Origin of the sequence: Streptomyces cinnabarinus, assembly GCF_027270315.1 — a bacterium.
In the GTDB taxonomy this organism is placed as follows: domain Bacteria; phylum Actinomycetota; class Actinomycetes; order Streptomycetales; family Streptomycetaceae; genus Streptomyces; species Streptomyces cinnabarinus.
Genome location: NZ_CP114413.1, coordinates 685072 through 706311 on the forward strand (window position 1 = coordinate 685072; position 21240 = coordinate 706311).

A 21240-nucleotide genomic window follows, 5' to 3' on the forward strand; every position below is an offset into this window, starting at 1 on the left:
CGGGAGTGCTCCGAGTTTTTGACCCTAGGTTCGCGCCAACTGGGGAGTCAACCCGCGAGCGGCACTCCGGCCATGACGGCCGCCAAATTCACGCCACCCGCTCAGCGGCGGGTGCGCTCGATCACGAGGACGCGCACCTGTGCTTCAGCAGGAGATAGCCCGAATCCCCGCACCGGATTCGGCGTCCGACCCTATGGCCGGATCGGTCGCCTGAATGCCTTGGTCAACTGGGGTGCGTGGCCTGTTTCGTCGGGTGGACGTGCGCGGCCGCGGGCGCGAAGGCGTCGGCGGGGAAGGCCTCTTGGAAGTCGAAGAGCTTCGCGAGCTGCCAACCCCAGTCGCGGACCCGGCTGTTGGCCGACCGGTGCACGACGGCGAGGGTGTCGGCGGGAATCCGTCCCGGCGCCAGCTGATCGCAGAACCGCAGGAAGTACGAGAGCGTGGGGCCGAGCGCGAGTTCCTCGGCGACCTGCTCGACCACGTCCCAGGCCACCTGGCCGGCGGCGATCTCGGGGAGCGTGTAGGCGAACGGGCGCAGCGAACAGCCGCCGTGAATGGCCACCTCGTTGTAGTACCGGCTGAGGTTGAGCCAGACGTGGTCGGCGGGTGACAGCGTCTCCCCCACGCCCAGGCCGCTGGGCACCGCCCGGTCGAAGAGGGGGGTGGGGTCGGCGTCCAGGGCGACGTTGTGGTGCACGTCGATCGCGGTGAGGATCACCGCGCGGTCCGCGAGGGCGTACAGCGGGTGCGCGTGGTGGGCGCGCGCCGCCTCCACCACCTCCGGGTCGCTCACCTCGACGGTTCTCACGAAGGAGGCGAGCTCGTAGTGGTGCAGTTCGGTCTCCGCGACCTCACGCAGATCGCGGTCCCGTACGGTTCCCCGGGCCGCGTCGAAGACGGCGTGGCGGAATCCGAGGCCGTACAGGACCGACTTGACCGTCTCGATCTGCTCGCGCCCCACCAGGATGTCCCCGTCCCCCATGAAGCCGAGGGAATGTCCGGGGAAGTGCCGCGGGATCAGTTCGCCGCCCTTGAAGGTGAGCGTGCGCACTCCGGTGCTCGTCAGGGCTTCGACGACTTGGTGCAGCGCCCGGAGCTGGTGCCGCCACACCGTGTCGTAGGCGATCTGCCGCGCGTCGGTGACTCCCGAGGACAGGGCGAGGAGCGAGTCGATGTTCCGTGACCGCAGGAACGAGCGGACCCCGTCGTCGCAGGGTCCGAGTCCGGGGTCACGGGTGCGGTCGGCGCACCATCGAAGCAGGCGGAATGCGGCGTGGGCGTTCGGCAACCCGGCTACTCCTTCACGGGGCGGTCCGCCCGCAGGGAAATCCTGGCCGAGACGGCCACGGTGTTGTCCTCCAGGTCCGACAGAAGGCCGACGACCACGGATTTCGAGCCCCTGACCGACAGGGCTACGGAATCGGCGACCTCCGCGAGAGTGCCGCGGATCACCTTCACCAGTTTGGAGACATCGGCGGGGTCGCCGAGCGACAAGCTCACGGAAACGGGCGACGCTGCGCTGAATTCCAGCCTCTCGGACACCACGGATCACCTTCCTCGGACTCGGTGGAGCACACAAGGACCGTGTCCAGGCTATTGCACGGTCGCTGAATCAGCACGCCGCGGAACCCCTTCTCCTCGGGCAGCGGCCCGTTTCGGCCGACTCTTGCGCCGGGCGCTCGGGCGACCCTAGGGTGATCGAATGGCTGAATTACCGGCGCTGTCCGTTGTCGATCGGATCGATCTCGTTCGGGCGACCCTGATTCCGTTTCCCGGTGTTTCGGTGGGGCACCAGCGTGACTGCTTTTCGCGGATCGTCGACACCTACGGTCCACTGAAGGTCTTCGACGCCCTGAAGCGGCGACGGATCGTCAACGCCGCGTTGGTGAGTCATGCCTGGCATCCGGCGGTGCGGGACCCGGACGGACCCTTCTGGCTCTTCCGGGAGGCCGGTCTGGCGATGCGTGAGCTGCACCGGGCCGAGCTGGCGCGGATCGCGGGTCTGCTGCACGGCCGGGGGATCCCGGTGATCGCCTACAAGGGCCTGGCCCTGGATCTGCTGCTGGACAACACGGCCGCGCCCTCGCTGAGCAGTGACATCGACCTCCTCGTCCGGCAGAAGGGCCTCGCGGAGGCCCGGGACGCGCTGATCTCGCTCGGCTACGAGCCCGATCTGCGGGTCGACAGCGGCACAGTGCGGCGCATGCCGGCCCGGATCACCCGGATGACCGAGGAATCCCTCTACTCCTTCGGGCAGTTGATGCCGTACGAGAAGGTCGTCCCGATGCCCGCACTGGCGCCGTACGGGGACCGGTTGCGGGCGCTGATGCCGCACCGCTTCCTGTTCGTCGACGGGCGGCTGCACTTCAAGCTGTCGGTCGATCTGCACTACACGCTCAACATGCTCACCGACGACGTCGGCACCCGCGTCAAGCCGTCCGAGGACGACTGGTGGGCCGACACCCAGCCGATCCGGGTCGCAAACCTGGACGTGGAGACGCTGAGCGACCGGGTCCTGACCTGGACCCTGCTGCACCGCCTCTACGCCGACTGCATGCTGCTGAACGACCCGAACATCAAGGCGCTGTGCCATCTCAAACTGCTGTGGGAACAGGGCCGGTTGGACACCGGTCGGCTCCGCGAGGACGCACAGCGGTTCCCCTATCTCGCGCCGAGCCTGTACTACGCGCTGCGGGCGGCCGGGCAGATCTGCGGGATCGACGCCCCCGAGCTGCCCGACCCGGAGAGCGTCCGCGGCACGACGGCGCCGCTGATGAACTTGGGCGACTGCCTTCCGGCCTTCCTCGACGTGGGTGTCATGGCCGAGTTGGGGCCGCACGGCGGGCCGGGCGATCAGCTCACGGTCCGTCCGTACTAGGACCAGCCGTCGGGCAGCGACTCCAGAATCCGTCGGGTCACCAGGGACTCTTCGTCGGTGGCGTCGATGGTCACCAGTGGCCAGCGCGCCTCGAAGCTCTCCGCGAGGCGGGTCAGGGCCGCCGTCTGATCGGCGATCCGGCGGGCCGCCGCCCCGGCCGCGTCGTCGGGCCGGTCCGTGGGTGCGTTGCTCCTGCGGACCTCGATACGTGACTCGGCGACGCCGGTGGGCAGTTGGAGGAGCACGCCGAAGACAGGGGCGTCGTCGGCGAGGGCGTCGGCGAGCACCGGGACGTGCCGCTCGTCGCGCGGGGATCCGTCGAGGACGAGCACGCTCGCCGGTACCTCGTCGCGTACGTGGCGCAGGAACCGCTCGTACTGTGCCGGGGTGATCGGGGAACCGGCGGCCACGGTCGAGGCGGCGTCCTCGTCCCCGGCCGCCGCGAGCGCCCGCAGCCAGTCGCCGACGGACACCGAGACCCCGCCGAGGCCGCGCGCTACCGCCTTCGCCTGCGTGCTCTTGCCCGCGCCCGGCACACCGAGGACCGCGATGATGGGAGGGAAGGTCACCGGGCAGACGCTACCGGAACCGGTTGCGTGCTGGTCGGTGCCACCACGTCTCGTTACCCTGGGATCATGACCCCCACCGACTTACCGCGCTTCGAGATCGACGGCCGCAGGGCCACGGCCGAGGACCTGTTCGGGCCGGCGCTGCGGGCATACGGACACTTCACCGCGATGCAGGTCCGGGCCGGGCGGGTGCGGGGGCTGGCGCTGCATCTGGCGCGTCTGGACGCCGCCAACCGCGACCTGTTCGGCGCCGGTCTCGACGGCGAGCTGATCCGCGACCGCGTCCGGCACGCGCTCGGGGACGACGTGCGGGACGCCTCGGTGCGGGTGCAGGTGTACGCGGCGGGCGGCGGCGACGCCACGACGGTCCTGGTCGCCGTACGGCCGCCGAAGGCCGGGCCGGGTTCCGCCCGGCGTCTGGTGTCCGTCCCCTACCAGCGGTCGGTCGCCGAGGTGAAGCACATCGGCGACTTCGGGCAGACCTACTACCAGCGGCTGGCCCGGCGTGGCGGTCATGACGACGCCCTGCTGGTGGCCGCCGACGGCACGGTGTCGGAGACGGCGACCGCCAACATCGGCTTCTTCGACGGGCCGACGGTCGTGTGGCCAACGGCTCCGCTGCTCGCCGGGATCACCATGCAACTGCTCGTCGCGCACGGTCCGGTGTCGGAGCGGCGGCCGGTGCGGGTGGCCGATGCGGCGTCGTTCGAGGGCGCGTTCGTGGCGAACTCGCGGGGCATCGCCGCCGTGTCGCATCTGGACGGCGTGGCGCTGCCCTTGGCCGAGGACCGCGCCAAGGGCCTGATCGAGACCTACGAGTCGCTCACCGGCGACCTGATCTGACGCACCCTCACTGGGTCATGTCCAGCACGACCTTCAGCGAGTCGCGGGCGTCCGTCACCGTCGCGAAGGCCCGCTGCACCTCCGTGAGCGGCACGTTGTGCGTGATCAGCGGCTCGGCGTCGACGGCGCCCTTCTCCATCAGCTCCAGACCGCGGGCGAGGTCGACGTCCCCGGCGCCGTAGCTGCTCACCATGGTCAGCTCCCGCCGCCAGAAGAGCTGGTTGAGCGTGAGCGGCATCGGGGTGGCCGGGTCGGGGGCGCCGAAGAGGAGGACGGTGCCGTGGCGGGTGAGGGCGCCCGAGGCCGCCACCAGGGCTTCGGGGGCGGCGGTGGCCAGGACCGCGACGTCCGCCGCCCGGCCGTCGTTCACGCGGCGGACCTCGCTCGCGAGGTCGGCGTCGGTGTCGAGGACCAGGCTCGCCCCGGCGCGCGCGGCCGCCTGCCTGCGGAAGCCCACCTTGTCCACGGCGATGACCCGGTCCACGCCCGCCGCGAGCGCCGTCTGGATGTGCAGCAGGCCGAAGACTCCGCAGCCCAGGACCAGGACGCAGTGGTGGGGTTCGATCCGGGCGAGGGCCTGGGAGTGCAGGGTGCAGGCGAGCGGTTCGGCCAGCGTGCCCGCCTGGAAGGACAGGCCGGACGGCAAGGGGGTGAGCCCGCGCCGGGCCAACTCCCGCGGTATGCGGATGTATTCGGCCATGCCGCCCGGTTCGATCTCCACCTGGTGTTCGCAGACCGCGTGGCCGCCGTGCCGACAGGCGTGGCAGATGCCGCAGGGGATCTGGTTGCGGACCACGACGCGGTCCCCTGCCGCGAACGCCTCCGTCCGTGACTCGGCGACGACTCCGCTGATCTCATGGCCGAGGATCCGCGGGCTCTTGGGCACCCGGAACCACTCCATGACGTCGCTGCCGCAGATCCCGGCGGCCATCACCCGGACGAGGACCTCCCCGTCCTCGATGGCCGGGCTCGGCAGCGACTCCACGCGGACCGTGCGGTTGTCGTAGTAGCGGGCGATACGCATCGCCGGAGCCTCCTTGTCGTAGGTGGGACGGGCGGTGGTGGGACAGGCCAGTGGCAAGGCGGGCGGTGCCCGGGCCTCACGCGGGGGCCGCCTCCCAGCGGCCGTCGCTGTCGACGGTGACGAGCGTGCCGTCGAACCGCTCGCCCAAGTCGGTCAGAGCCGTCCGGACGAACGGGTCGAACACGGTCGGCGGATCGTAGCCCTCGAACGCGTAGCCCGCTGGCCGACGTGCCGCGAGGCCCGGGGTGGCGACCTGGTTGCGGGGCATCACCTGCACGACGGACACGTTGGTGTCCCTCAACTCCTGTGTCAGAGCACGGAAGAAGGCCAGCGCGCCCGCCTTCGACGCCGCGTAGTGGGCGCGGCCCGGCGCGGGTTCGAGTGCCGCGACCGAGCTGACCGAGAGGATCAACGCCCTTGGTCTGGCGAGGAGTTCGGTGAGTACGGCGGAGACCGCGACGAACTGCCCGCGGAGGTTGACCGCCATCACGTCGTCCCATTCCTCCAGTGCTGTCGCGAGCACGGGGTGTCTGGGGCCGTGGCCGTACGACACGGCGCTGAGGACCAGTCCGTCGAGAGGTTCGGAGAGGGCCTCGCGCCAGGCGCGGATGGCGGCGCCGGTGGCGGTGGCGTCCGCGAGGTCGGCCTCGACGCGGTCGACGAGCGGCCGTCGGGTCAGCTCCGCCCAGGTTGGGTCGTCGGCGGACGGCCGCCGTCTCGACAGCACTCCGACCCGGCGTCCGGACGAGGCGATCGTCGCGGCGATGGCGGCACCGATGCCCCTGGACCCACCGGTGGTGAGGATCGCTCCAGGGGTCACCGGCGACCGCCCCGGTGTCCGGCCGGCCGACGGCTCCCTTCCAGGTGGCCCAGGCAGGCGGCGAGCACCTCCTCGGGCGAGCCCCCGGAGTCGACCGGCACCATGCCGTTCGCCGCGGCCAGCTCCAGCAGCAGCCGTTGCAGTTCCGCGTACTCCAGCGGGTCGAACCCCGCGTCCGCCTCACCGGGGCGTGAGCGCAGCCGCCGCGCCCCGGTCTCCGGCTCGGTCCACAGGACGAAGGCGACGTCCGGCTGGATCAGCCGGCGGCACAGGTCGATGAACCAGGCATCGCTGAAGAGCGCGTCCAGAACGGTCCTGCGCAACTCCGGCAGGCGGAGCAGCAGGGTGCCGATGGACGACAGTGCGTAGCGGTCCGTGATCACGGTGCGGCCCTCGCGGAGGGCGGGCGCGATGACGCCACGGCAGTGCTGGATGCGGTCGACCATGTACGCGACCTCGAAGGCCACGGGGTCCACCAGATCCGTGCGGCCCTGGTCGCGCAGCAGCCGGAAGAAGGAGGTCTCGCGCATCTGCGTCGTCGGCAGCCGGGTCGTGAGCACGGGTACGCCGGTGGCCGTCAGGTGGTCGCGCAGGGACGCGGTCAGGGTGGTCTTGCCGGAGCCGTCCAGACCGTCGATGGTGATCAGCCGGCCGGGTCCCTGGCTCGGCCCGAAGGGCAGTTGCGGGGCATCGCTCCAGGTCATCCGGTACGCCGCCCGTCCCGCCCGAAGAACTCCCGCACCGCCGACACCACCGCGTCCGTCTCCCGCTCCCCCAGATCGGGGCGCAGCGGCAGGCAGAGCAGATGGTCGGCGAGGTGTTCGGCGACCGGGAAGGCGCCCTCGCCCTGGCCGAGTCCGGCGAAGGCGGGTTGCAGATGGATCGGGCGCGGATAGCGGACCACGGCGTCGATGCCCCGGCCCTTCAGGTGCGCCAGCAGCCCGTCACGCTCGTCCGTGTGCATCTGGAACAGGTGGTACGTGTGCTCCTCGCCGGGTGTCTGGAAGCCGACGGGCAGTCCCCTGAGGGCCTCCCGGTATCTCGCCGCCCGCTCCGCGCGTGCCGCGTTCCAGCCGTCGAGGTAGGGGAGTTTGTGGTGCAGGACGATGGCTTGCAGGGCGTCCAGTTTGGAGTTGTGCCCCCGCTCGCTGTGCACCTTGCGCTGCCGCTGGCCGAAGTAGCGCAGGCCGCGTATCCGTTCGGCCAGTTCGGTGCTGTCGGTCGTGACCAGTCCGGCGTCACCGGCCGCGCCGAGGTTCTTGCTCGGGTGGAAGCTGAAGCAGCCGATCGCGCCGATGGAACCCACCCGTCGGCCGTCGACGCGGGCCCCGACGGCCTGCGCGCAGTCCTCCACCAGGGGGATCCCGTACCGCTCGCACACCTCGGCGACCGGCGCCAGGTCGAGCGACAGCCCGAAGAGGTGGACGGCCACGACGGCTCTGGTGCGTGGAGTCACGGCCGCTTCGAGGGCGTCGGTGTCCATCAGGTAGTCGTCGGGGCGTGCGTCGACCAGCACGGGGGTGGCACCGGCGCGGGTGATCGCGAGCGCGGTCGCGTGGAACGTGTTGGCCACGGTGATCACTTCGTCGCCGGGGCCGATGTCGAGCGCCTCCAGGGCGAGCGTCAGGGCGTCGGTCCCGCTGTTCACGCCGAGCGCGTGCCGCGTACCGATGTACTGGGCGAAGGATTCCTCGAACCGCCGTACCTCCGGGGAGAGGATGGCCTCGCCGGACAGCAGCACGCTCTCCATCTCGGCGAGCACGGGCGTCAGGATCGGCGCGAGCTCGTAGCGGCTGTTGCCCCGTTCCACGGCGACCTCGGCCCCGCTCGCCTCGAATCTCCGCAACGGGACGCATTCCTTGAGCAGTTGCTGGAGCCGTTCGTCGCCGGGCAGCAGTGCGGCCATGTGCCGTACGGCGGTCAGCGTGGTGCCGTGCAGGGGCCGGACCGTGGCCTCCGGGAGGGTTTCGGCGAGCCGCTGCTCGAACTCGCGCCGCAGCAGGGTCTGTTCGCCGAGCAGGTTGGAGCCGACGAGCAACACCTCGTGGGGGCCGGTCAGTTCGGCGCGTTCGGCCACGGCGCGTGCCCCGGCGACCAGTTCCTGGGCCGCGTGCTCCACGATGCCCCGGGCGCACGCGTCGCCCTCCTCGGCGGCGCGCAGCACGAAGGGGGCGAAGGAGCCGACGAGCACCTTGGGTTCGTCGGAGCCGTAGACAAGATCGAACAGCTCGTCCTGGCCGACGTCCCGCCACTGCCGTACCGCCTGGGTCAGCCGGGTGCGCGGACCGCGTCCGTCGGTGTCCCGGACGGCGGCGCGCAGCCCTTGCAGGCCGATGTCGAAGCCGCCGCCCTCGTCGGCGAGGAGGTAGTCCTTGCCGGAGGCGCGGGCGGTGAGGCCCTTGGCGATGTTCACGGCGCTGAATCCGGTGCCGGTGCCGCAGATGACGACGACCCGGTCGGTGGCGTGTCCGTCGTGCACCAGCAGGGGGCCGATGTCATTGGTGACCCAGACGTCGGCGGCCTGGTGGAGCAGGGAGGAGGGCAGGTCCAGCAGTCCGGTGGCGAAGTCGTCGAGGGCGGTGCGGGTGGAGGCCGTGGACAGGCACAGCCAGGCCGAGTCCAGGGAGTCGACGTCCGCGGGCCGCCGCTGCCAGGCCGTCCGCATCAGGTCGTCGAGGTGGGCCAGGGCGCGGTCCCGTCCCACGCTGCGGGGGTTGCAGCTGGGTCCTTCGCACTGCACGCACGGCGTGTCGTCCCCGTCGCGCCACAGGGCGACGCGGGTCGTGGTGCCACCGCCGTCGACCAGGAGCCGGGCGGCGCTCACCGCTGGCCGGCGGTGGCTCGCGGGGGAAAGGTCCTCGCCTCGACGGCCAGCGCGTCGGTGGCCGCCCTGAACTCCTCGTGCGAGACCTCGTCGACGACCACGCACTCCCCGATCGAGACGGGGAGCACTTCGTTGAGCACGCCGTTGCGGATCCGGCGGATGACGTCGATCTCCGCCCAGGTGGCGGCCGTCTGGGAGGAGGGCAGGGCGACCTGGAGACCGCAGTGGTCGAGGCAGGCGAGGATGCGGTCCTTGGTCTGCGCGTCGCACAGTCCGCGGTGCCGGCTCATCATCGTGGCCAGGGCTATGCCCACGGCTATCGCCTCGCCGTGGCGGTACACCTCGAACCGGGTCGCCGCCTCCAGCGCGTGCCCGAAGGAGTGGCCCAGGTTGAGCAGCCGTACCAGGGACCGCTCGAAGGGGTCGTCCTTGAGCAGGTGCATCTTGTAGGTGGCGGCGTCGCGGGTGATGGCGGTGAGCGCGTCGATGTCGTAGGGGGTGCTCTGGTCGAGCTTCTCCAGTTTGTTGAAGAGCGGTTGGTGGAGGATGCCCACCTTCACCGCCTCGGCCAGTCCGCCCCGGATCTCGCGTGGGGGCAGGGTGCGCAGCAGTTCGGGGTCGATCAGGACGGCCGCCGGGTGGTAGAAGCCGCCGAGGAGGTTCTTGGAGCCGTTGTGGTCGATGCCCGTCTTGCCGCCGATGGCCGCGTCCAGCTGGGCCACCAGCGAGGTCGGGACATTGATGTACGGCAGCCCTCGCATGACGACCGACGCCACGAACCCGACGGAGTCGACCACCACACCCCCGCCCAGCGCCACCAGCACCGAGCGCCGCTTCACGCCCCGGCTGAGCAGCGCCTCGATCACGCTCTGGAGCACGGGCCAGGACTTGGATGCCTCCCCGGAGGGGATGATGATCGGCTCCGCCCGGACGCCGCTGTCGCGGAAGACGTCGAGGGTGCGCTGGAGCAGTACGTCGGCGACATCGGTGTCGGTGATGACGAACGTGGAGTCGGTCAGACCCAGCCGTTCGGTCAGCGCCGGCAGGGTGTCGAGCTTGCCCGGGCCGATGATCACCGGGTACGTGTCCTGGCGTGTCACCGCGACGGCGAGTGTTCCGTCGGGGTCCTCACGTAAGTCCAGCGTCCCGTGTCCCAGTGGCATCGGCTGTCTCCTCCTCGTGGCTGACGTTGCTTACGGTCGTTACGAGCGCGGGCGATGCATCCTGAATCAACTGTCCAGTGCCATCAACCCCGTTGGCTCATTACTCGCCAGTCGGGGGAACCGGGAATCGGGCGCTTCAGATGACGTCCGTCTCTTCGAGCATGGCGACGAAGGCGCGGTACTCGTCATCGGTGAGCCCGCGGGAGGCGAGCACGTCGGGTGTCTCGTTGGCCCGACCGAACTTCCACAGGTAACTCTGGCTGTCCGGCTGGAGTTGGAGCGCGCAGGGCTTCTGGGCGGGGCCGCGGCAGAAGACCGAGAAGGCGGTCTCGTCGGGCATGGCCGTCTTGTGGATGGTGGAGTGGTGGAGCGTGTAGGAGCTTCCGGCGCTCTGCACGGTCGCCAGCGCGGGGCGCAGTCCGGTTGTCGCCAACTCCCGTACGGAGGCTCCCTCGTGGGTGCCTTCCGGCTGGTCCAGGGTCCACAGCGGGCGCCCCGGTTCGGCGTCCTCGGGGCGCTCCAGGTCGAAGATGGTGTGGACGTAGGAGCCCGCCAACAGCGCGGAGGAGAAGGAGAACCGGTGGTTGTGCGGGATGTCCTCCAGGCCCTTGGTGAAGCGGTGGAGGCGGATCCGCAGCCCTCGGTCCAGGGCGTCGTACAGTACGATGTACGTGAGTTCGTAGTGCTTTTCGGCGAGCGGGCGCAGGTGTTCGTCCTGTTGAGCCTCCCTCACCATCCGCCGTAACAAGGCCCGGTCGGCAGCCAGATGTCGCACGATCTCACCGGAGATCCGGCTCGCGCTGTCGAAGTCGTCCCAGTCGATCGATATGTGGTCGAGCCAGTCGGATTCACTCATGGAATCGTCCTTATGCCTCGGTTCACCGTCGTGCTGCCCAACCATAGGGTCACATTCATGGTGCGGCCATGAAACAAGCCGATCAGCCCCGCGAGGGCGACGGAATCGTTTCGGTCCTGGCCGACGAACCCCTCATCCAGCCTCTGTCCGCCGCGTTCGACGGCGAGGTCCGCACCACGCTGCCCGAGCGGGGCCCGGTGCGGGCCGTCGTGGTGGGGGCCGCCCTGACCACGGCTGACGGCGATGAGCTGCGCTGTGTCGCGGCGGCCGCGCGGCGCGCCCGGGAGGCCACCCGGGTGCTGGCCGCTCAGCGTGGCGGGGTTCTCGTCTGTGTCCTGTTACTGCCGGAGAAGGCCGTCAAAACCGGTCGACCACCTTGCGAGTCATTGTCCGGATTCGTGCGGTCAGCGGCGGCGGAGCAGTCGTTCTACGGCGTTTCGGTCTGCGGTGTGCTGCTGAGCGAGGGGGGCGACCCGCGCCTGGTCCGGATGCTGACGGAGCGGCCCTCGGTCGCGGCGGGCCAGGTGTTCCTGGTCGGCGGCGGGGAGGTCGCCCGGGTCGCGGCGCCGGCGGTGGAGCGTGAACTCCTGCGCGCCGCGGGGCGACCGAGCTCGGCGCAGGTGGCGGAGGCGTTCGGGGCGGCGGGCGGGCCGGGGACCGCGGGCGGGCACGGGACCGCGGGCCGGGTGGTGATCGTGACCGGCGGTGGCGGCGGGATCGGGCGCGCCGTCGCGGTCGGGCTCGCCGAGGAGGGCGCCACCGTCGTCGTGGCCGACCTCGGCTGTGACGCGGACGGGCGGGGCCGGGACCCCGGCTTCGCCCAGGACACCGCGTACGAGATCACCCGGCGGGGTGGCCGCGCCGTCGCGGTCTGCACGGACGTCTCGCGGCCGGACGAGTGCCGGGACCTGGTGGCGCAGACCCTGGGCGCCTTCGGCCGCGTCGACGCGCTGTGCCACGCTGCCGGAGTGGTCCGTCAGGCGCTCGTCCAGGAGGCCACGGACGAGGACTGGGACGCCGTACTGAGCGTCCATGTCGCGGGCGCGCGGCACCTGGTCGAGGCATGCCTGGGCCCCATGAGCGAGCGGGGCCACGGCCGCGTCGTCCTGTTCTCCTCGCGCTCGGTCACGGGCTCGCCCGGCCTGAGCACGTACTCGACGGCGAAGGGGGCGGTGCTCGCGTACGGGCGGGCGCTCGCCGACCGGACGGCGGGCAGCGGAGTCCATGTCAACGTCGTGCTGCCCAGCGGCCGGACCCGGGCCTCGGCGCCTCAGGCTCCGGGCGCCCGCCGCCGGCGGATCGAGCTGATGCGCGCCCGCCACCACGGCATCGCGGACCCGGTCGCCTACCGGGCCGCGCCGGAGCAGGACCCCGAGAACAACGTGGCGGCGATCAGCTGGCTGTGCGGCCCCGGGGCGGGGAACGGGCTCCTGGTCGGGACCGGTGGCCCCCGGGTCGAGCTCTACCGGCCGGGGGCCGTCGACTGGTCGATTCCCCTGTCGGAGCTGCTGACTTCACGGGACATCAGCCCGTAGGCGCGGGCCAGTACCCGCACGGTGTCGGCCATGGCCCGCCGCAGTTCGGCGGGCGCCACCACCTCCACGTCTACGCCGAGCCGCAGCAGCTCACCGCAGGCGTGCTGAGTGCTCTCCGTCGGGATGACCGCCTCGCACCAGCCGTCGTCGCCCACGGCGGTCGCGGTGGCGTCGACCGCCCGCACCACCTCCGGGGCCACGTTGTCCGGCAGACGTTCGCGGCCCCGAGGGGACAGCCGGACAGTGGCGGTGCCGGTGTAGCGGCGGGACCGGAAGTCGTCGAGGTAGGACGCCCAGTAGGCGCCCAGGTCGAAGTCGCCCGGCCGGTCGAACAGTTCGTCGCTCAGGGCCGCGTCGAGGACCGTGGCGGCACGGTAGGTCGCCACGCCCTTCTCCGAGGCGGCCACGAGGTACCAGGTGCCCGACTTGAGGACCAGTCCGTACGGGCGCACCCGGCGGTTCACCTCCTGCGGGGCGCGCCAGCGGCGGTAGCGCACGTCCACCGCGCGCCGGGTGAGCACCGCCTCGACAAGGAGCGGCAGATGCGGTGCCCGCTCGGGTTCGCGGTACCAGCCGGGGGCGTCCAGGTGGAAGACGGCCGCGGTCTCCGCCGCCTCCTCGCGCAGTCCGTTCGGCAGCGCCGCGAGGAGCTTCAGCCGGGCCGCGGTCACCTCGTCCGCGAGGCCCAACTCGGCTGCGGGGCCGGGCAGTCCGGCGAAGCACAGGGCCCGCGCCTCGCCCTCGCTCATCCCGGTCAGCCGGGTGCGGTAGCCGTCGAGGAGCTGGTAGCCGCCCCCGCGGCCCGGCTCCGCGTAGACGGGCACCCCGGCGGCCTGGAGGCGGGTCAGGTCGCGGTACGCGGTACGCACCGAGACCCCCAGCTCCTCGGCGATCGTCTGCGCGGACAGACGGCCCCGGGACTGGAGCATCAGCAGCACGGACAGCAGTCGGCTGGCGGACATGGACGCATTCTCCCCGGAAACCCTGACAGGTCCTGTCACAAGGCTCCCCTACCGTCGATCCGCGGCCCGGCGCAGCGCGCGCGAGCCGTGATCGCCACCCAGGAGAGCACCGAACAGGAGTCCCGCCGTGCCACCGACCGACCTCGTCGGCCTGTCCGCCGTGATCGAGCTTCGCCAGTACACGCTGCGCCCCGGCCGGCGCGACGAACTCATCGAGCTGTTCGACCGGGAGTTCGTCGAGTCCCAGGAAGACGTGGGGATGCGGGTGCTCGGCCAGTTCCGTGACCTCGACGACCCGGACCGCTTCGTCTGGCTGCGCGGCTTCCCGGACATGACGGCCCGCCACCAGGGGCTCACCGACTTCTACGGCGGCCCCGTCTGGGCCGAGCACGGACCGCAGGCCAACGACACCATGATCGACTCCGACAACGTCCTCCTGCTGCGCCCCGAGGCGACCGGCTTCTCCTACGACCCCGCCGCGCGGCCCGCGGTCGGGGCCCCGCCGCCGGGGCGATTCGTGTCGGCGACCGTGTGGTCCTTCCCGCCCGGCCGGCCGGACGGCGTCGCCCTGCTCCGGGACGGCCTCCTGCCCGCGCTCGCGGAGTCGGGTCCCGCGCCCTTCGCCTTCCTGACCACCGAGGACGCGCCCAACACCTTCACCAGGCTGCCGGTCCGCACCGGCGAGAACGTCGCCGCGGTCTTCACCTCGTACCCCGACGAGGAGGCGCACGACAAGCACCTTGCCGAGGTGCGGTCTCACGCCCGCGTCCGGGACGAGATCCTCCCGGGCATCGAGCGGGAACAGTCGGCGGCGCCCCAGCAACTCCGGCTGGCGCCCACCGGCCGCTCGCTCATCGCATGACTCCCTGCCCGTTCAGAAGGCCATGGTCGGCGGCCGCCGCGGCGACCCTCCCGAACAACACCTCCCCCAAGGCGCTCGTTCCGGTCTCCGGCCCACGGGACAGGGCGTACGAGGTGTTCATGAACGCCGTCCAGACGATCCCCGCGCGGTACTCGTCGAGCAGGCCGGAGCCGCCGCCCGAATCGCGGTAGACCTCCAGCAACTCCGCCTCGTGCAGGCGCCGTTCCTCGGGCGGCAGGCCCATGACGATGAGCCGCGCCACGTCCAGGCCCGCGTTCCCGCGCTGCACCAACTGCCAGTCGACGAGTACGGCGTCCGGGGACGCGGGCAGCAGCACCTGGTCCATGTGCAGGTCGCCATGGACCACGGTGCCGGCGCCCCTGGCCGCCCGTGCGAAGAACTCGTCGAGCCCCTCGCTCAGTTCGGCGAGCAGGGGCAGCAGCCGGTGCCCCTGCATCAGGCGCCCCCGGGCGGCGGCACGGGCGATCCGGTCCAGCTCGAACCGCGCGTAACGCCGGACCCGGGGGCCGTGCCAGTCGGGCAGCCAGGGCACCCCGTCGACGCCGGCCGCCCAGCGCGCGTGCAGTCCCGCGACGGTGCGCAGGGCCCGCCGTACGTCCGTGACCGTGCTGTGGGCGTCGTCGCCGGGGCGGGCCCCGCCGAGGTCCTCCAGGAGCAGCACGAAGGCATCGGTGCCGGGGTCGTGGGAGGCGTGGTGCATCCTCGGCACGCTCGGCCCGCAGTCCCCCGCGAGGTCCCGGTAGAACATGACCTCCCGCTGGTAGGCGCCGGACTGGCGGGCCATCCGGCGGATCCGGGCATGCCGGGACGGCCACTTGGCGAAGACCGTGCGCCCGGTGCCGTCGGTCTCCCGGATCCATACCCGGGCGCTCTCCGCCATCCGGCCGGGCCGCGCCACCGGCTCGACGCGCAGGACGCGGTCCAGCCGGAAGGTGGTCGCGAGGGCGGCCCGGACCGGATCCGGGAGGCCGGGGGTCACGGCCCGTCGTGCGGCACCCGCGCGGTCACCACGTCGAGGCGCATCGTGCGGTCGTCGATCAGTCGGCGGAAGAGCCGGAAGTACAGGCGGTACCAGCGGTAGACATCCCGGCCGGTCAGCTCGGTCAGTTCCGCCTCCAGGCGCTCGCAGTTGTCCACCCACCCTTCCACCGTCTTCTGGTAGTCCGCCATGGACAGCGGCACCACCCGCTCGCCCTCGAAGCCCGCCTCGCGCAGCAGCTCGGTCTCCCGGTCGAGGGTGACGTAGTTGCCCTCCTCGTCCACGACCAGGCGTCCCCCGGCCTCGCGGCCCTTCTTGCGTACGTCGTCCAGGGCGGCCAGCGCCCGGCTCGCGCGGGACGCCGAGGCGTCCTCCGACAGCAGGTGCATCTCCTCGTTGAGCAGGATCCCGCCGGGCCGCAGCCACTGCCGGGCGCGGACGAAGTAGTCGAGGAGGCTGGGGAAATGGACGACGACACCGGTCGTCATCACCGCGTCGAACGGCTCGTCCGGCTCGAAGTCCTGCCAGTGGCTCGGCCGGAACTCCAGCGGCACGCCGTGCCGTTCAGCCCGCCGGTTGGCGTAGGCGCACTGCTGCGGGACCAGGGAGATCCCGACGCCGGAGACGCCGTACCGGGTGGCGAGGTAGGTGAGCGAGCCGCCCCAGCCGCAGCCGACGTCGAGCACCCGGGCGCCGGGGCGCAGGTCCAGCTGTTCCGCGATCAAGTCCAGTTTGGCCTGTTGGTTCTCCGTCTCCGTCGCATGGCCGAGGATGTGCGAGGAGTACAGGTGCCACTCCCCGCCCAGCACCCTGGTGAAGAACTCCGTCAGCTCCGCCGTGTCGCTCGGGCTTGTCATGTGCGCACTCCTTCCGGGGCTAGCGGTCCTGTATGCCACGGGACTTGAGGTAGGTGACCGCGTCGTCCACGGTCGCGATCTTCCGTGCCTGGTCGTCGGTGATCTCCAACTCGTCGCCGCTGTCGGCCTCCGAGGCGAACTCCTCCTCGAAGCGGATGACGATCTCCACCAGGTCCAGCGAGTCCATGCCGAGCTCCTTGAAGCTCGTGTCGGGTGTCACCTGCCCTTCGTCCACGCCGAGATGGGAGACGAGGATCTGGGTCACCCGGTCGAGAACGGTAGTCACACTGTGTCTCCCTCTGCTCAGGATGGTCATGACGGTTCCGCTATGACGGAGGAGCTGCCCGGCGCGGCGTCGCCGCCCTTGGCCAGGAGTGTGGCGGGCGCCTCGACGGGGATGCCGAGCCCTTCGGAGACCCTGAACCACACGCGTACGTCAGCGACTTGCTTCATGAAGCCGCGGTTGGTCTCGAACATGTCGGCCCGCGCGGGCATCCCGCACGCCTCCATCACCGCACCAAACACGGCGACCGCCCCGTCCGGCACCCGCTGGAGGTCCTCGGGCCGTTCGCTGCCCACGAGGTCCAGCAGGTCGCCGAAGCCCTCGCCGAGAGCGCTGCCCTGGAGGTCCATGGCCACATTGCGGCCCACCTCGCTGCGCACGCCGCGCAGGGCGATCGTCATCATCCGCAGGTAGATCTCGGCCTTCCGCAGGATGGGCAGGACGCGGTTGCGGTGGCCGCTCTCCACGGCGCCGTACAGATCGTCCGAGAGGCTCCACACCGTCATCGCGTACCAGTTGGCGGCGATGCGGCACGACACCCAGGCTTCGGGGCTGGGCGCGACCGGGGCCGTGCACGCCTCGGACAGGGGCGGGTGCTCCGCGGTGCGGTGGACGGTCGGTGCGGCGGCGCCGTCCGGGTCGACCACGACGGCCCCACTGGCGAGGAGCTCGGCGGCGACGGGCCGGGCGAGCGTCCGGACCGCGCCGAGGTCCATCACGAAGCGGGCGACGGCGGGACTGGTGGCGTACAGCGAGCGGTCGGGCCGCAGCAGGAAGCCCTCACCGCCCGCGACCTGTGCCTTCCAGCCCTCGACCAGATGGAGCCGCAGCTGCCCGTCCGCCGGAAGGTCCCCGGCGGAGGCCTTGAGCTCCGCCCCGAACTCCGCGCCGAGCAGGGCCTCCAGTACGGCGGGGACCTCGGCGCTCCGGTCGGGTCCGGTGCCCCAGGCGCGGCGCGTCAGGTCGTTGAAGAGCCGCTCGATGCCGGCGGCGTCCCACGGGTCCTCCGGGGTCCGTACCCGGCGGCCCTTCTCCAGTACGGTCCGGTCGCTGACGAAGGTGATCCCGCGTGCGGCCGCGACGCCTTCGACGGCGGCGAGCAGGGCCTCGCACAGGTACTGGGACCCGGCCGAGAGGTTGCCCGAGCGCAGATGCGCTCCGCCGCGCCGGGCCATCCGGAGGCACAGGGCGCGCGAGTAGTTGTGGATCGCGGCCGACAGGAGGTCCGCCGAACTGTCCTTGAGGAACTCGGCGGTGGTGTCCTCGGTGATCGGGACGCTGTTCACCACCCGGTCGTACAGCCACAGGTGGTCGGCCCACCATTCACGGTCGTCCACGGCCGGTGGTGTGCGGCCCTGGTACGGCTCGCCGACCGAGCGGGCCCAGGTGTTGACCCAGCCCTTGGTCTCCTCCCACGCGCTGGGATAGAGGAAGTCGACGTCGACCCGCCGTCCTTCGTGGAAGGAGTGCATCGGCAGCCGGCCGTCCGTGCTGCCCGAGACGAGCAGGTCGAGGTCGGAGCGGGCGTGGCCGAAGCCGGACACCGAGGAGCCGATCAACATGACGCAGTCGTCGTCCGCGAACCGGCCCCGCTGCCGCAGTTGGGCGGCCACGGTCCGCGCGATCTCCAGTTCCTGTGACTGATCCAGCACGATCCCTCCCGGGGTTGACTCATAAGTGCACGATGACGCGGTCCCAACTGCGCAGGGTGACGCACCGGCGCGAGGGCGTCGCCTCGGCCAGCCGGACCTCGGGGTACGTCTCCAGCAGGCAGGACAGCGCCGACCGGCCCTCCAGCCGGGCCAGTCGAGCGCCCACGCAGCGGTGGATGCCGCCGCCGAAGGCCACATCCCGTCCGGCCCGGCCGACGTCGCGGTTGGCGGAGGCGAGCACGAGCAGGACGCGGTCCCCCACGCCGATGCTCCGGCCCCCCAGCACGGTCGGGGCGGCGGCCGTCCGGGCGACGATCTGAACGGGCGAGGTGCGCGCGATCAGGTCGTCCACCAGGGCGTCGTCGACCCGCTGCCTTCCGGGGGCACCGGGCGGCAGCGCGGTCAGCTCCTCGGCGGCGCAGGCGAGGAAGTCGGAGACGGTCTTGGTCCCGGCGAGGATCAGGAACATCAGCAGCTGCCGGGCCTCGGCGTCGCTCAGCCGTCCCGCCTCGACATCGCGGGCCAGGGTGAAGTGCAGAGTCCCCGGCCGGGCCGGTCCGGCGCGCCGTTCGTCGAGACAGGCGCCGAGTGCCTGATAGGCCGTCAGGGCCTGTTCGGCGGTCCGCGCGGTCGCTATGGGTTCGAGTCCGCGGACGACGTCGGACACCCAGCCCGTGACCCGGTCCTCGGTGTGCAGGTCGAGTCCGGTGATGAGGTCGAAGACGCGCAGCGGCAGCAGGGCGGCGAACCGCGGGACCAGATCGACCCGCTCGCCCGGCCGGCCCAACGCCCCCACCACTTGGCGGACGCATTCCTCCAGGCGCGGGGTCAGCCGCCGCAGCGCCTCGGGGGTGAACGCCTCGTGGACGGCGCCGCGCAGCCGGGTGTGGTCGGGCGGGTCGAGCATGAACAGGGACGGGCGGCCCGGGTCGAGCGTGACATAGGGATCGACGAGGTCCTGGGTGGTGGCGTCCGGGCTGCTGCGGAAGACGGTGTGGTCGCGCAGGACCCGGGCGACGTCGGCGTACCGGGTGACGACCCAGCAGTCCAGCAGGCGGCTGTGGTGGACCGGACTGCGCTGCCGTAACTCCGCGTAGACCTCCTCGGGGGCCCGTTGGAAGGCGTCGCGAAGGGGGTTGAAGGCCAGCCCGGACTCGGCCCGCTCCTCGGCGAGGCTCTGGTGGAGCCAGGCGAGTCCTCTGCTCCCGGTGGCGTATCCGCTCCGCATCTACCGCGCTGCCCGGGCCCGTTCGAGGTGGCCCAGGGCGTCCTGCTCGATCCGCCGGACGGCACCGGAGATGTTCTGGTCCTTCGGTACGTCCGCCAGGGCGACGGTCTGCCAGCGCCACTGGTCGGCGGCCTGCCGGAAGGCGTCGCGGCAGTGGTCCTGCATCGCGAGGAACGAGTCGTCGCCGTGCTCCCCGGCCAGGCCGTAGCTCTCGAACGGGGTGGTGACATCGCCGGTGACGGCCCGCCAGCGCACGGCCAGCCGTGGGTCGGTGTCGACCCAGTAGCCGTACGTCGGCCCGAACAGCGCGTGGAAGAGCCCTCTGGCGGTGTCCAGGACGCGCTGCGCCTCGGTGTGCTCGGGGGAGCCGGGGCCGGACAGGCGCTGGGCCAACAGCACGTTCTTCAGGACGTGTTTGTACCCGAAGCTGTCGTTGACGACCACGACCCCGTCCCGCAGCCGCGACTGCACATAGCTGTGCACCCAGAAGCCGCCGACGATCTCCAGGACGGCCGAGGAGAGCAGTGGCCGCGCGCTGTTGGAGGCGACGTCCACCGCACGCAGCCCGTCCTCGATCTCGGAGAACTTGGCGGCGTCGTCGTCACCGGCCAGCAGCGCGCCGAGGTCGTTCAGGGGGTCCGCCGGTACGGCTTCGGCGTACTGGGCGCGCAGGGCGGCGAACGCCACATGGGACAGCACACCGGAGGTGGCCGGTTCCGCTCCCGCCATGGCCCGCTTGAAGTTGACGATCTCCACCTCGTGGCCGCCCGCCCGCAGGGAATCGGCCAGTTCGACGGCGATCGTGCTCTTGCCCGCTCCGTCGATGCCCATCAGGGCGATGTGCAGGCCGTCGCCCTCGGCGATGCGCTGCGGCCGGTCGGGGCCGGCGTCACGGCGGTGAAGCTCCACGGTACCTCCGATGCTGCGGATGGGTTCTTGGCTCAGCGGGCGGGCCGGGTCACCTCGCGGCGCCCATGGCCAGGTCGCGTTCGTCGTGTGTGTCGCCGATCCTGCGGCGGTATTGGACCAACTGGGCGACGGTGATCAGCGGGAGTTCGAACTCGTCTGCGAAGCGGCGCAGATCGGGCAGGCGCTTCATGGTCCCGTCGTCGTTGACCAGCTCGCACAGCACACCCGCCGGGCGGCACCCGGCCAGGCGTACCAGATCGAGGGTCGCCTCGGTGTGCCCGGTCCGGCGCAGCACGCCGCCGGGGACGCCGCGCAGCGGGACCACGTGGCCCGGCCGGCACAGGTCTCCGGCCGAGGTGGCCGGGTCGGCAAGCAGCCGGATGGTGTGGGCACGGTCGGCGGCCGAAATTCCGGTAGTGACGCCTTCGCGGGCATCCACGGTCACGGTATATGCCGTGCCGCGCCGGTCCTGATTGATGGAGTGCATCGGCGGCAGTTCGAGGCGGTCACAGTCCTGCGGGGTCAATGGCGCACACACATATCCCGAGGTGTGGCGCACCATGAAAGCGAGCAGTTCCGGGGTGGCGTGCTGGGCGGCGAAGATCAGATCGCCCTCGTTCTCCCGGTCATTGTCGTCCGCCACCACGACCGGCCTTCCGGCCCGTACGGTGTCGATGGCTTCCTCGACGCTTTCGAGTGGGAACATCCCCATCTCCTCTTCCGACATGGCCTTGCACCAGGCGCGAGCGAGGTCAGGAGCGGAAGAGCGCGACAGCCCAGGGCGCACCGGTCGGGTGAACGCGCCGGTGTACGCCAGAATGCCACTACACGCAAACTCCCTTCCGGACTTTAACCGTCGGCCCCGAAATTCCATCGGGTCAACCGGTCGATGGCTTCGACCGGGTCGCGGGCTTTCACCGCCGGTTCGGAATTGCACCGAACCCCGCTTGCGTTGTGTGGATTGAATTTGGCAGC

The 21240-nt window shown here is 71.4% G+C and carries 21 protein-coding genes and 1 riboswitch; of the genes, 4 read left to right on the forward strand and 17 right to left on the reverse strand.

The features are described 5' to 3' along the window. Positions 1-223 precede the first annotated feature (223 nt). Together STRCI_RS03215 and STRCI_RS03220 are read right to left on the reverse strand one after the other, a co-directional pair. The gene (locus tag STRCI_RS03215) at positions 224-1288 is read right to left on the reverse strand and encodes a nucleotidyltransferase family protein (RefSeq protein WP_269657274.1); all 1065 of its coding nucleotides are present in this window, start codon (positions 1286-1288) and stop codon (positions 224-226) included. 5 nt (positions 1289-1293) lie between these two features. Continuing rightward, entirely contained in the window at positions 1294-1542 is a 249-nt protein-coding gene (locus STRCI_RS03220) for a hypothetical protein (protein WP_269657275.1), read from the reverse strand. Positions 1543-1783: 241 nt separating this feature from the next. Between STRCI_RS03220 and STRCI_RS03225 the strand changes: the two genes are divergently transcribed. Beyond that, positions 1784-2878 (forward strand): nucleotidyltransferase family protein, encoded by a 1095-nt coding sequence (locus tag STRCI_RS03225; RefSeq protein ID WP_269657276.1) that lies wholly within the window; start codon positions 1784-1786, stop codon positions 2876-2878. Here the strand turns inward: STRCI_RS03225 and STRCI_RS03230 are convergent. Next, positions 2875-3447, reverse strand: a complete 573-nt coding sequence (locus STRCI_RS03230) for a nucleoside monophosphate kinase (protein WP_269657277.1) — start codon at positions 3445-3447, stop codon at positions 2875-2877. The genes STRCI_RS03225 and STRCI_RS03230 overlap by 4 nt on opposite strands. Positions 3448-3513: 66 nt before the next feature. Between STRCI_RS03230 and STRCI_RS03235 the strand changes: the two genes are divergently transcribed. Next, a complete protein-coding gene (locus STRCI_RS03235) occupies positions 3514-4290 on the forward strand; it encodes an aminotransferase class IV (RefSeq protein WP_269657278.1) in 777 nt (258 codons plus the stop codon). A 7-nt stretch (positions 4291-4297) separates the two neighbouring features. Here the strand turns inward: STRCI_RS03235 and STRCI_RS03240 are convergent, their stop codons facing one another. The 6 genes from STRCI_RS03240 to STRCI_RS03265 all read right to left on the reverse strand — a co-directional run bounded on the left by STRCI_RS03240 (position 4298) and on the right by STRCI_RS03265 (position 10977). Then, on the reverse strand, positions 4298-5314 hold the full coding sequence (locus tag STRCI_RS03240) for an alcohol dehydrogenase catalytic domain-containing protein (protein WP_269657279.1): 1017 nt from the start codon (positions 5312-5314) through the stop codon (positions 4298-4300). Between the two features lie 76 nt (positions 5315-5390). Beyond that, positions 5391-6134: an SDR family NAD(P)-dependent oxidoreductase gene (locus STRCI_RS03245; RefSeq protein WP_269657280.1), complete on the reverse strand. Its 744-nt coding sequence runs from the start codon at positions 6132-6134 to the stop codon at positions 5391-5393. After that, positions 6131-6838 carry a dTMP kinase gene (locus tag STRCI_RS03250; RefSeq protein WP_269657281.1) on the reverse strand — a complete coding sequence of 236 codons (708 nt, stop codon included), beginning with the start codon at positions 6836-6838 and terminating at the stop codon, positions 6131-6133. The genes STRCI_RS03245 and STRCI_RS03250 overlap by 4 nt, the downstream gene beginning before the upstream one ends. Beyond that, positions 6835-8958 carry an aminotransferase class V-fold PLP-dependent enzyme gene (locus STRCI_RS03255; protein ID WP_269657282.1) on the reverse strand — a complete coding sequence of 708 codons (2124 nt, stop codon included), beginning with the start codon at positions 8956-8958 and terminating at the stop codon, positions 6835-6837. Before STRCI_RS03255 ends, STRCI_RS03250 begins: the two co-directional genes overlap by 4 nt. Next, positions 8955-10121: a 3-dehydroquinate synthase gene (locus tag STRCI_RS03260; protein ID WP_269657283.1), complete on the reverse strand. Its 1167-nt coding sequence runs from the start codon at positions 10119-10121 to the stop codon at positions 8955-8957. The genes STRCI_RS03255 and STRCI_RS03260 overlap by 4 nt, the downstream gene beginning before the upstream one ends. A 136-nt stretch (positions 10122-10257) precedes the next feature. Beyond that, positions 10258-10977 (reverse strand): hypothetical protein, encoded by a 720-nt coding sequence (locus STRCI_RS03265; protein ID WP_269657284.1) that lies wholly within the window; start codon positions 10975-10977, stop codon positions 10258-10260. 68 nt (positions 10978-11045) lie between these two features. On the opposite strand from STRCI_RS03265, the gene STRCI_RS03270 reads away from it, so the two are divergent. Beyond that, positions 11046-12512: an SDR family NAD(P)-dependent oxidoreductase gene (locus STRCI_RS03270; protein ID WP_269657285.1), complete on the forward strand. Its 1467-nt coding sequence runs from the start codon at positions 11046-11048 to the stop codon at positions 12510-12512. Here STRCI_RS03270 and STRCI_RS03275 read toward each other — a convergent pair. Beyond that, positions 12440-13474, reverse strand: coding sequence for a helix-turn-helix transcriptional regulator (locus STRCI_RS03275; RefSeq protein WP_269657286.1), 1035 nt, complete (start codon positions 13472-13474; stop codon positions 12440-12442). The two genes, STRCI_RS03270 and STRCI_RS03275, sit on opposite strands and share 73 nt — an antisense overlap. Before the next feature lie 127 nt (positions 13475-13601). Here STRCI_RS03275 and STRCI_RS03280 point away from each other — a divergent pair, with 127 nt between their 5' ends. Then, positions 13602-14336 (forward strand): NIPSNAP family protein, encoded by a 735-nt coding sequence (locus STRCI_RS03280; RefSeq protein WP_269657287.1) that lies wholly within the window; start codon positions 13602-13604, stop codon positions 14334-14336. Here STRCI_RS03280 and STRCI_RS03285 read toward each other — a convergent pair. Genes STRCI_RS03285 through ribB form a run of 7 tightly spaced genes read right to left on the reverse strand, consistent with a single transcriptional unit; the run spans position 14326 to position 20971 of the window. Then, the gene (locus tag STRCI_RS03285; RefSeq protein WP_269657288.1) at positions 14326-15336 is read right to left on the reverse strand and encodes a phosphotransferase; all 1011 of its coding nucleotides are present in this window, start codon (positions 15334-15336) and stop codon (positions 14326-14328) included. The two genes, STRCI_RS03280 and STRCI_RS03285, sit on opposite strands and share 11 nt — an antisense overlap. Continuing rightward, positions 15333-16193 carry an SAM-dependent methyltransferase gene (locus STRCI_RS03290; protein ID WP_269657289.1) on the reverse strand — a complete coding sequence of 287 codons (861 nt, stop codon included), beginning with the start codon at positions 16191-16193 and terminating at the stop codon, positions 15333-15335. Before STRCI_RS03290 ends, STRCI_RS03285 begins: the two co-directional genes overlap by 4 nt. Before the next feature lie 19 nt (positions 16194-16212). Further along, a complete protein-coding gene (acpP, locus tag STRCI_RS03295; RefSeq protein WP_269657291.1) occupies positions 16213-16479 on the reverse strand; it encodes an acyl carrier protein in 267 nt (88 codons plus the stop codon). A gap of 26 nt (positions 16480-16505) precedes the next feature. Beyond that, the gene (locus STRCI_RS03300; protein WP_269657292.1) at positions 16506-18128 is read right to left on the reverse strand and encodes a hypothetical protein; all 1623 of its coding nucleotides are present in this window, start codon (positions 18126-18128) and stop codon (positions 16506-16508) included. A 19-nt stretch (positions 18129-18147) separates the two neighbouring features. After that, positions 18148-19356 carry a cytochrome P450 gene (locus STRCI_RS03305; protein ID WP_269657293.1) on the reverse strand — a complete coding sequence of 403 codons (1209 nt, stop codon included), beginning with the start codon at positions 19354-19356 and terminating at the stop codon, positions 18148-18150. Then, positions 19357-20265 carry a hypothetical protein gene (locus STRCI_RS03310; RefSeq protein WP_269657294.1) on the reverse strand — a complete coding sequence of 303 codons (909 nt, stop codon included), beginning with the start codon at positions 20263-20265 and terminating at the stop codon, positions 19357-19359. Positions 20266-20314: 49 nt separating this feature from the next. Then, positions 20315-20971 carry a 3,4-dihydroxy-2-butanone-4-phosphate synthase gene (ribB, locus tag STRCI_RS03315; protein WP_269657295.1) on the reverse strand — a complete coding sequence of 219 codons (657 nt, stop codon included), beginning with the start codon at positions 20969-20971 and terminating at the stop codon, positions 20315-20317. A 120-nt stretch (positions 20972-21091) separates the two neighbouring features. Then, a riboswitch (FMN riboswitch) is annotated at positions 21092-21220 on the reverse strand. Positions 21221-21240: the final 20 nt, after the last annotated feature.

Excerpts from the sequence above, each read along its gene's own strand:
- STRCI_RS03235 (WP_269657278.1), top strand. The coding sequence starts at position 3,514 with ATGACCCCCACCGACTTACCGCGCTTCGAGATCGACGGCCGCAGGGCC.
- STRCI_RS03240 (WP_269657279.1), bottom strand. The coding sequence starts at position 5,314 with ATGCGTATCGCCCGCTACTACGACAACCGCACGGTCCGCGTGGAGTCG.
- STRCI_RS03250 (WP_269657281.1), bottom strand. The coding sequence starts at position 6,838 with ATGACCTGGAGCGATGCCCCGCAACTGCCCTTCGGGCCGAGCCAGGGA.
- STRCI_RS03260 (WP_269657283.1), bottom strand. The coding sequence starts at position 10,121 with ATGCCACTGGGACACGGGACGCTGGACTTACGTGAGGACCCCGACGGA.
- STRCI_RS03265 (WP_269657284.1), bottom strand. The coding sequence starts at position 10,977 with ATGAGTGAATCCGACTGGCTCGACCACATATCGATCGACTGGGACGAC.
- STRCI_RS03270 (WP_269657285.1), top strand. The coding sequence starts at position 11,046 with ATGAAACAAGCCGATCAGCCCCGCGAGGGCGACGGAATCGTTTCGGTC.
- STRCI_RS03275 (WP_269657286.1), bottom strand. The coding sequence starts at position 13,474 with ATGTCCGCCAGCCGACTGCTGTCCGTGCTGCTGATGCTCCAGTCCCGG.
- STRCI_RS03290 (WP_269657289.1), bottom strand. The coding sequence starts at position 16,193 with ATGACAAGCCCGAGCGACACGGCGGAGCTGACGGAGTTCTTCACCAGG.
- STRCI_RS03305 (WP_269657293.1), bottom strand. The coding sequence starts at position 19,356 with ATGCGGAGCGGATACGCCACCGGGAGCAGAGGACTCGCCTGGCTCCAC.
- ribB (WP_269657295.1), bottom strand. The coding sequence starts at position 20,971 with ATGTTCCCACTCGAAAGCGTCGAGGAAGCCATCGACACCGTACGGGCC.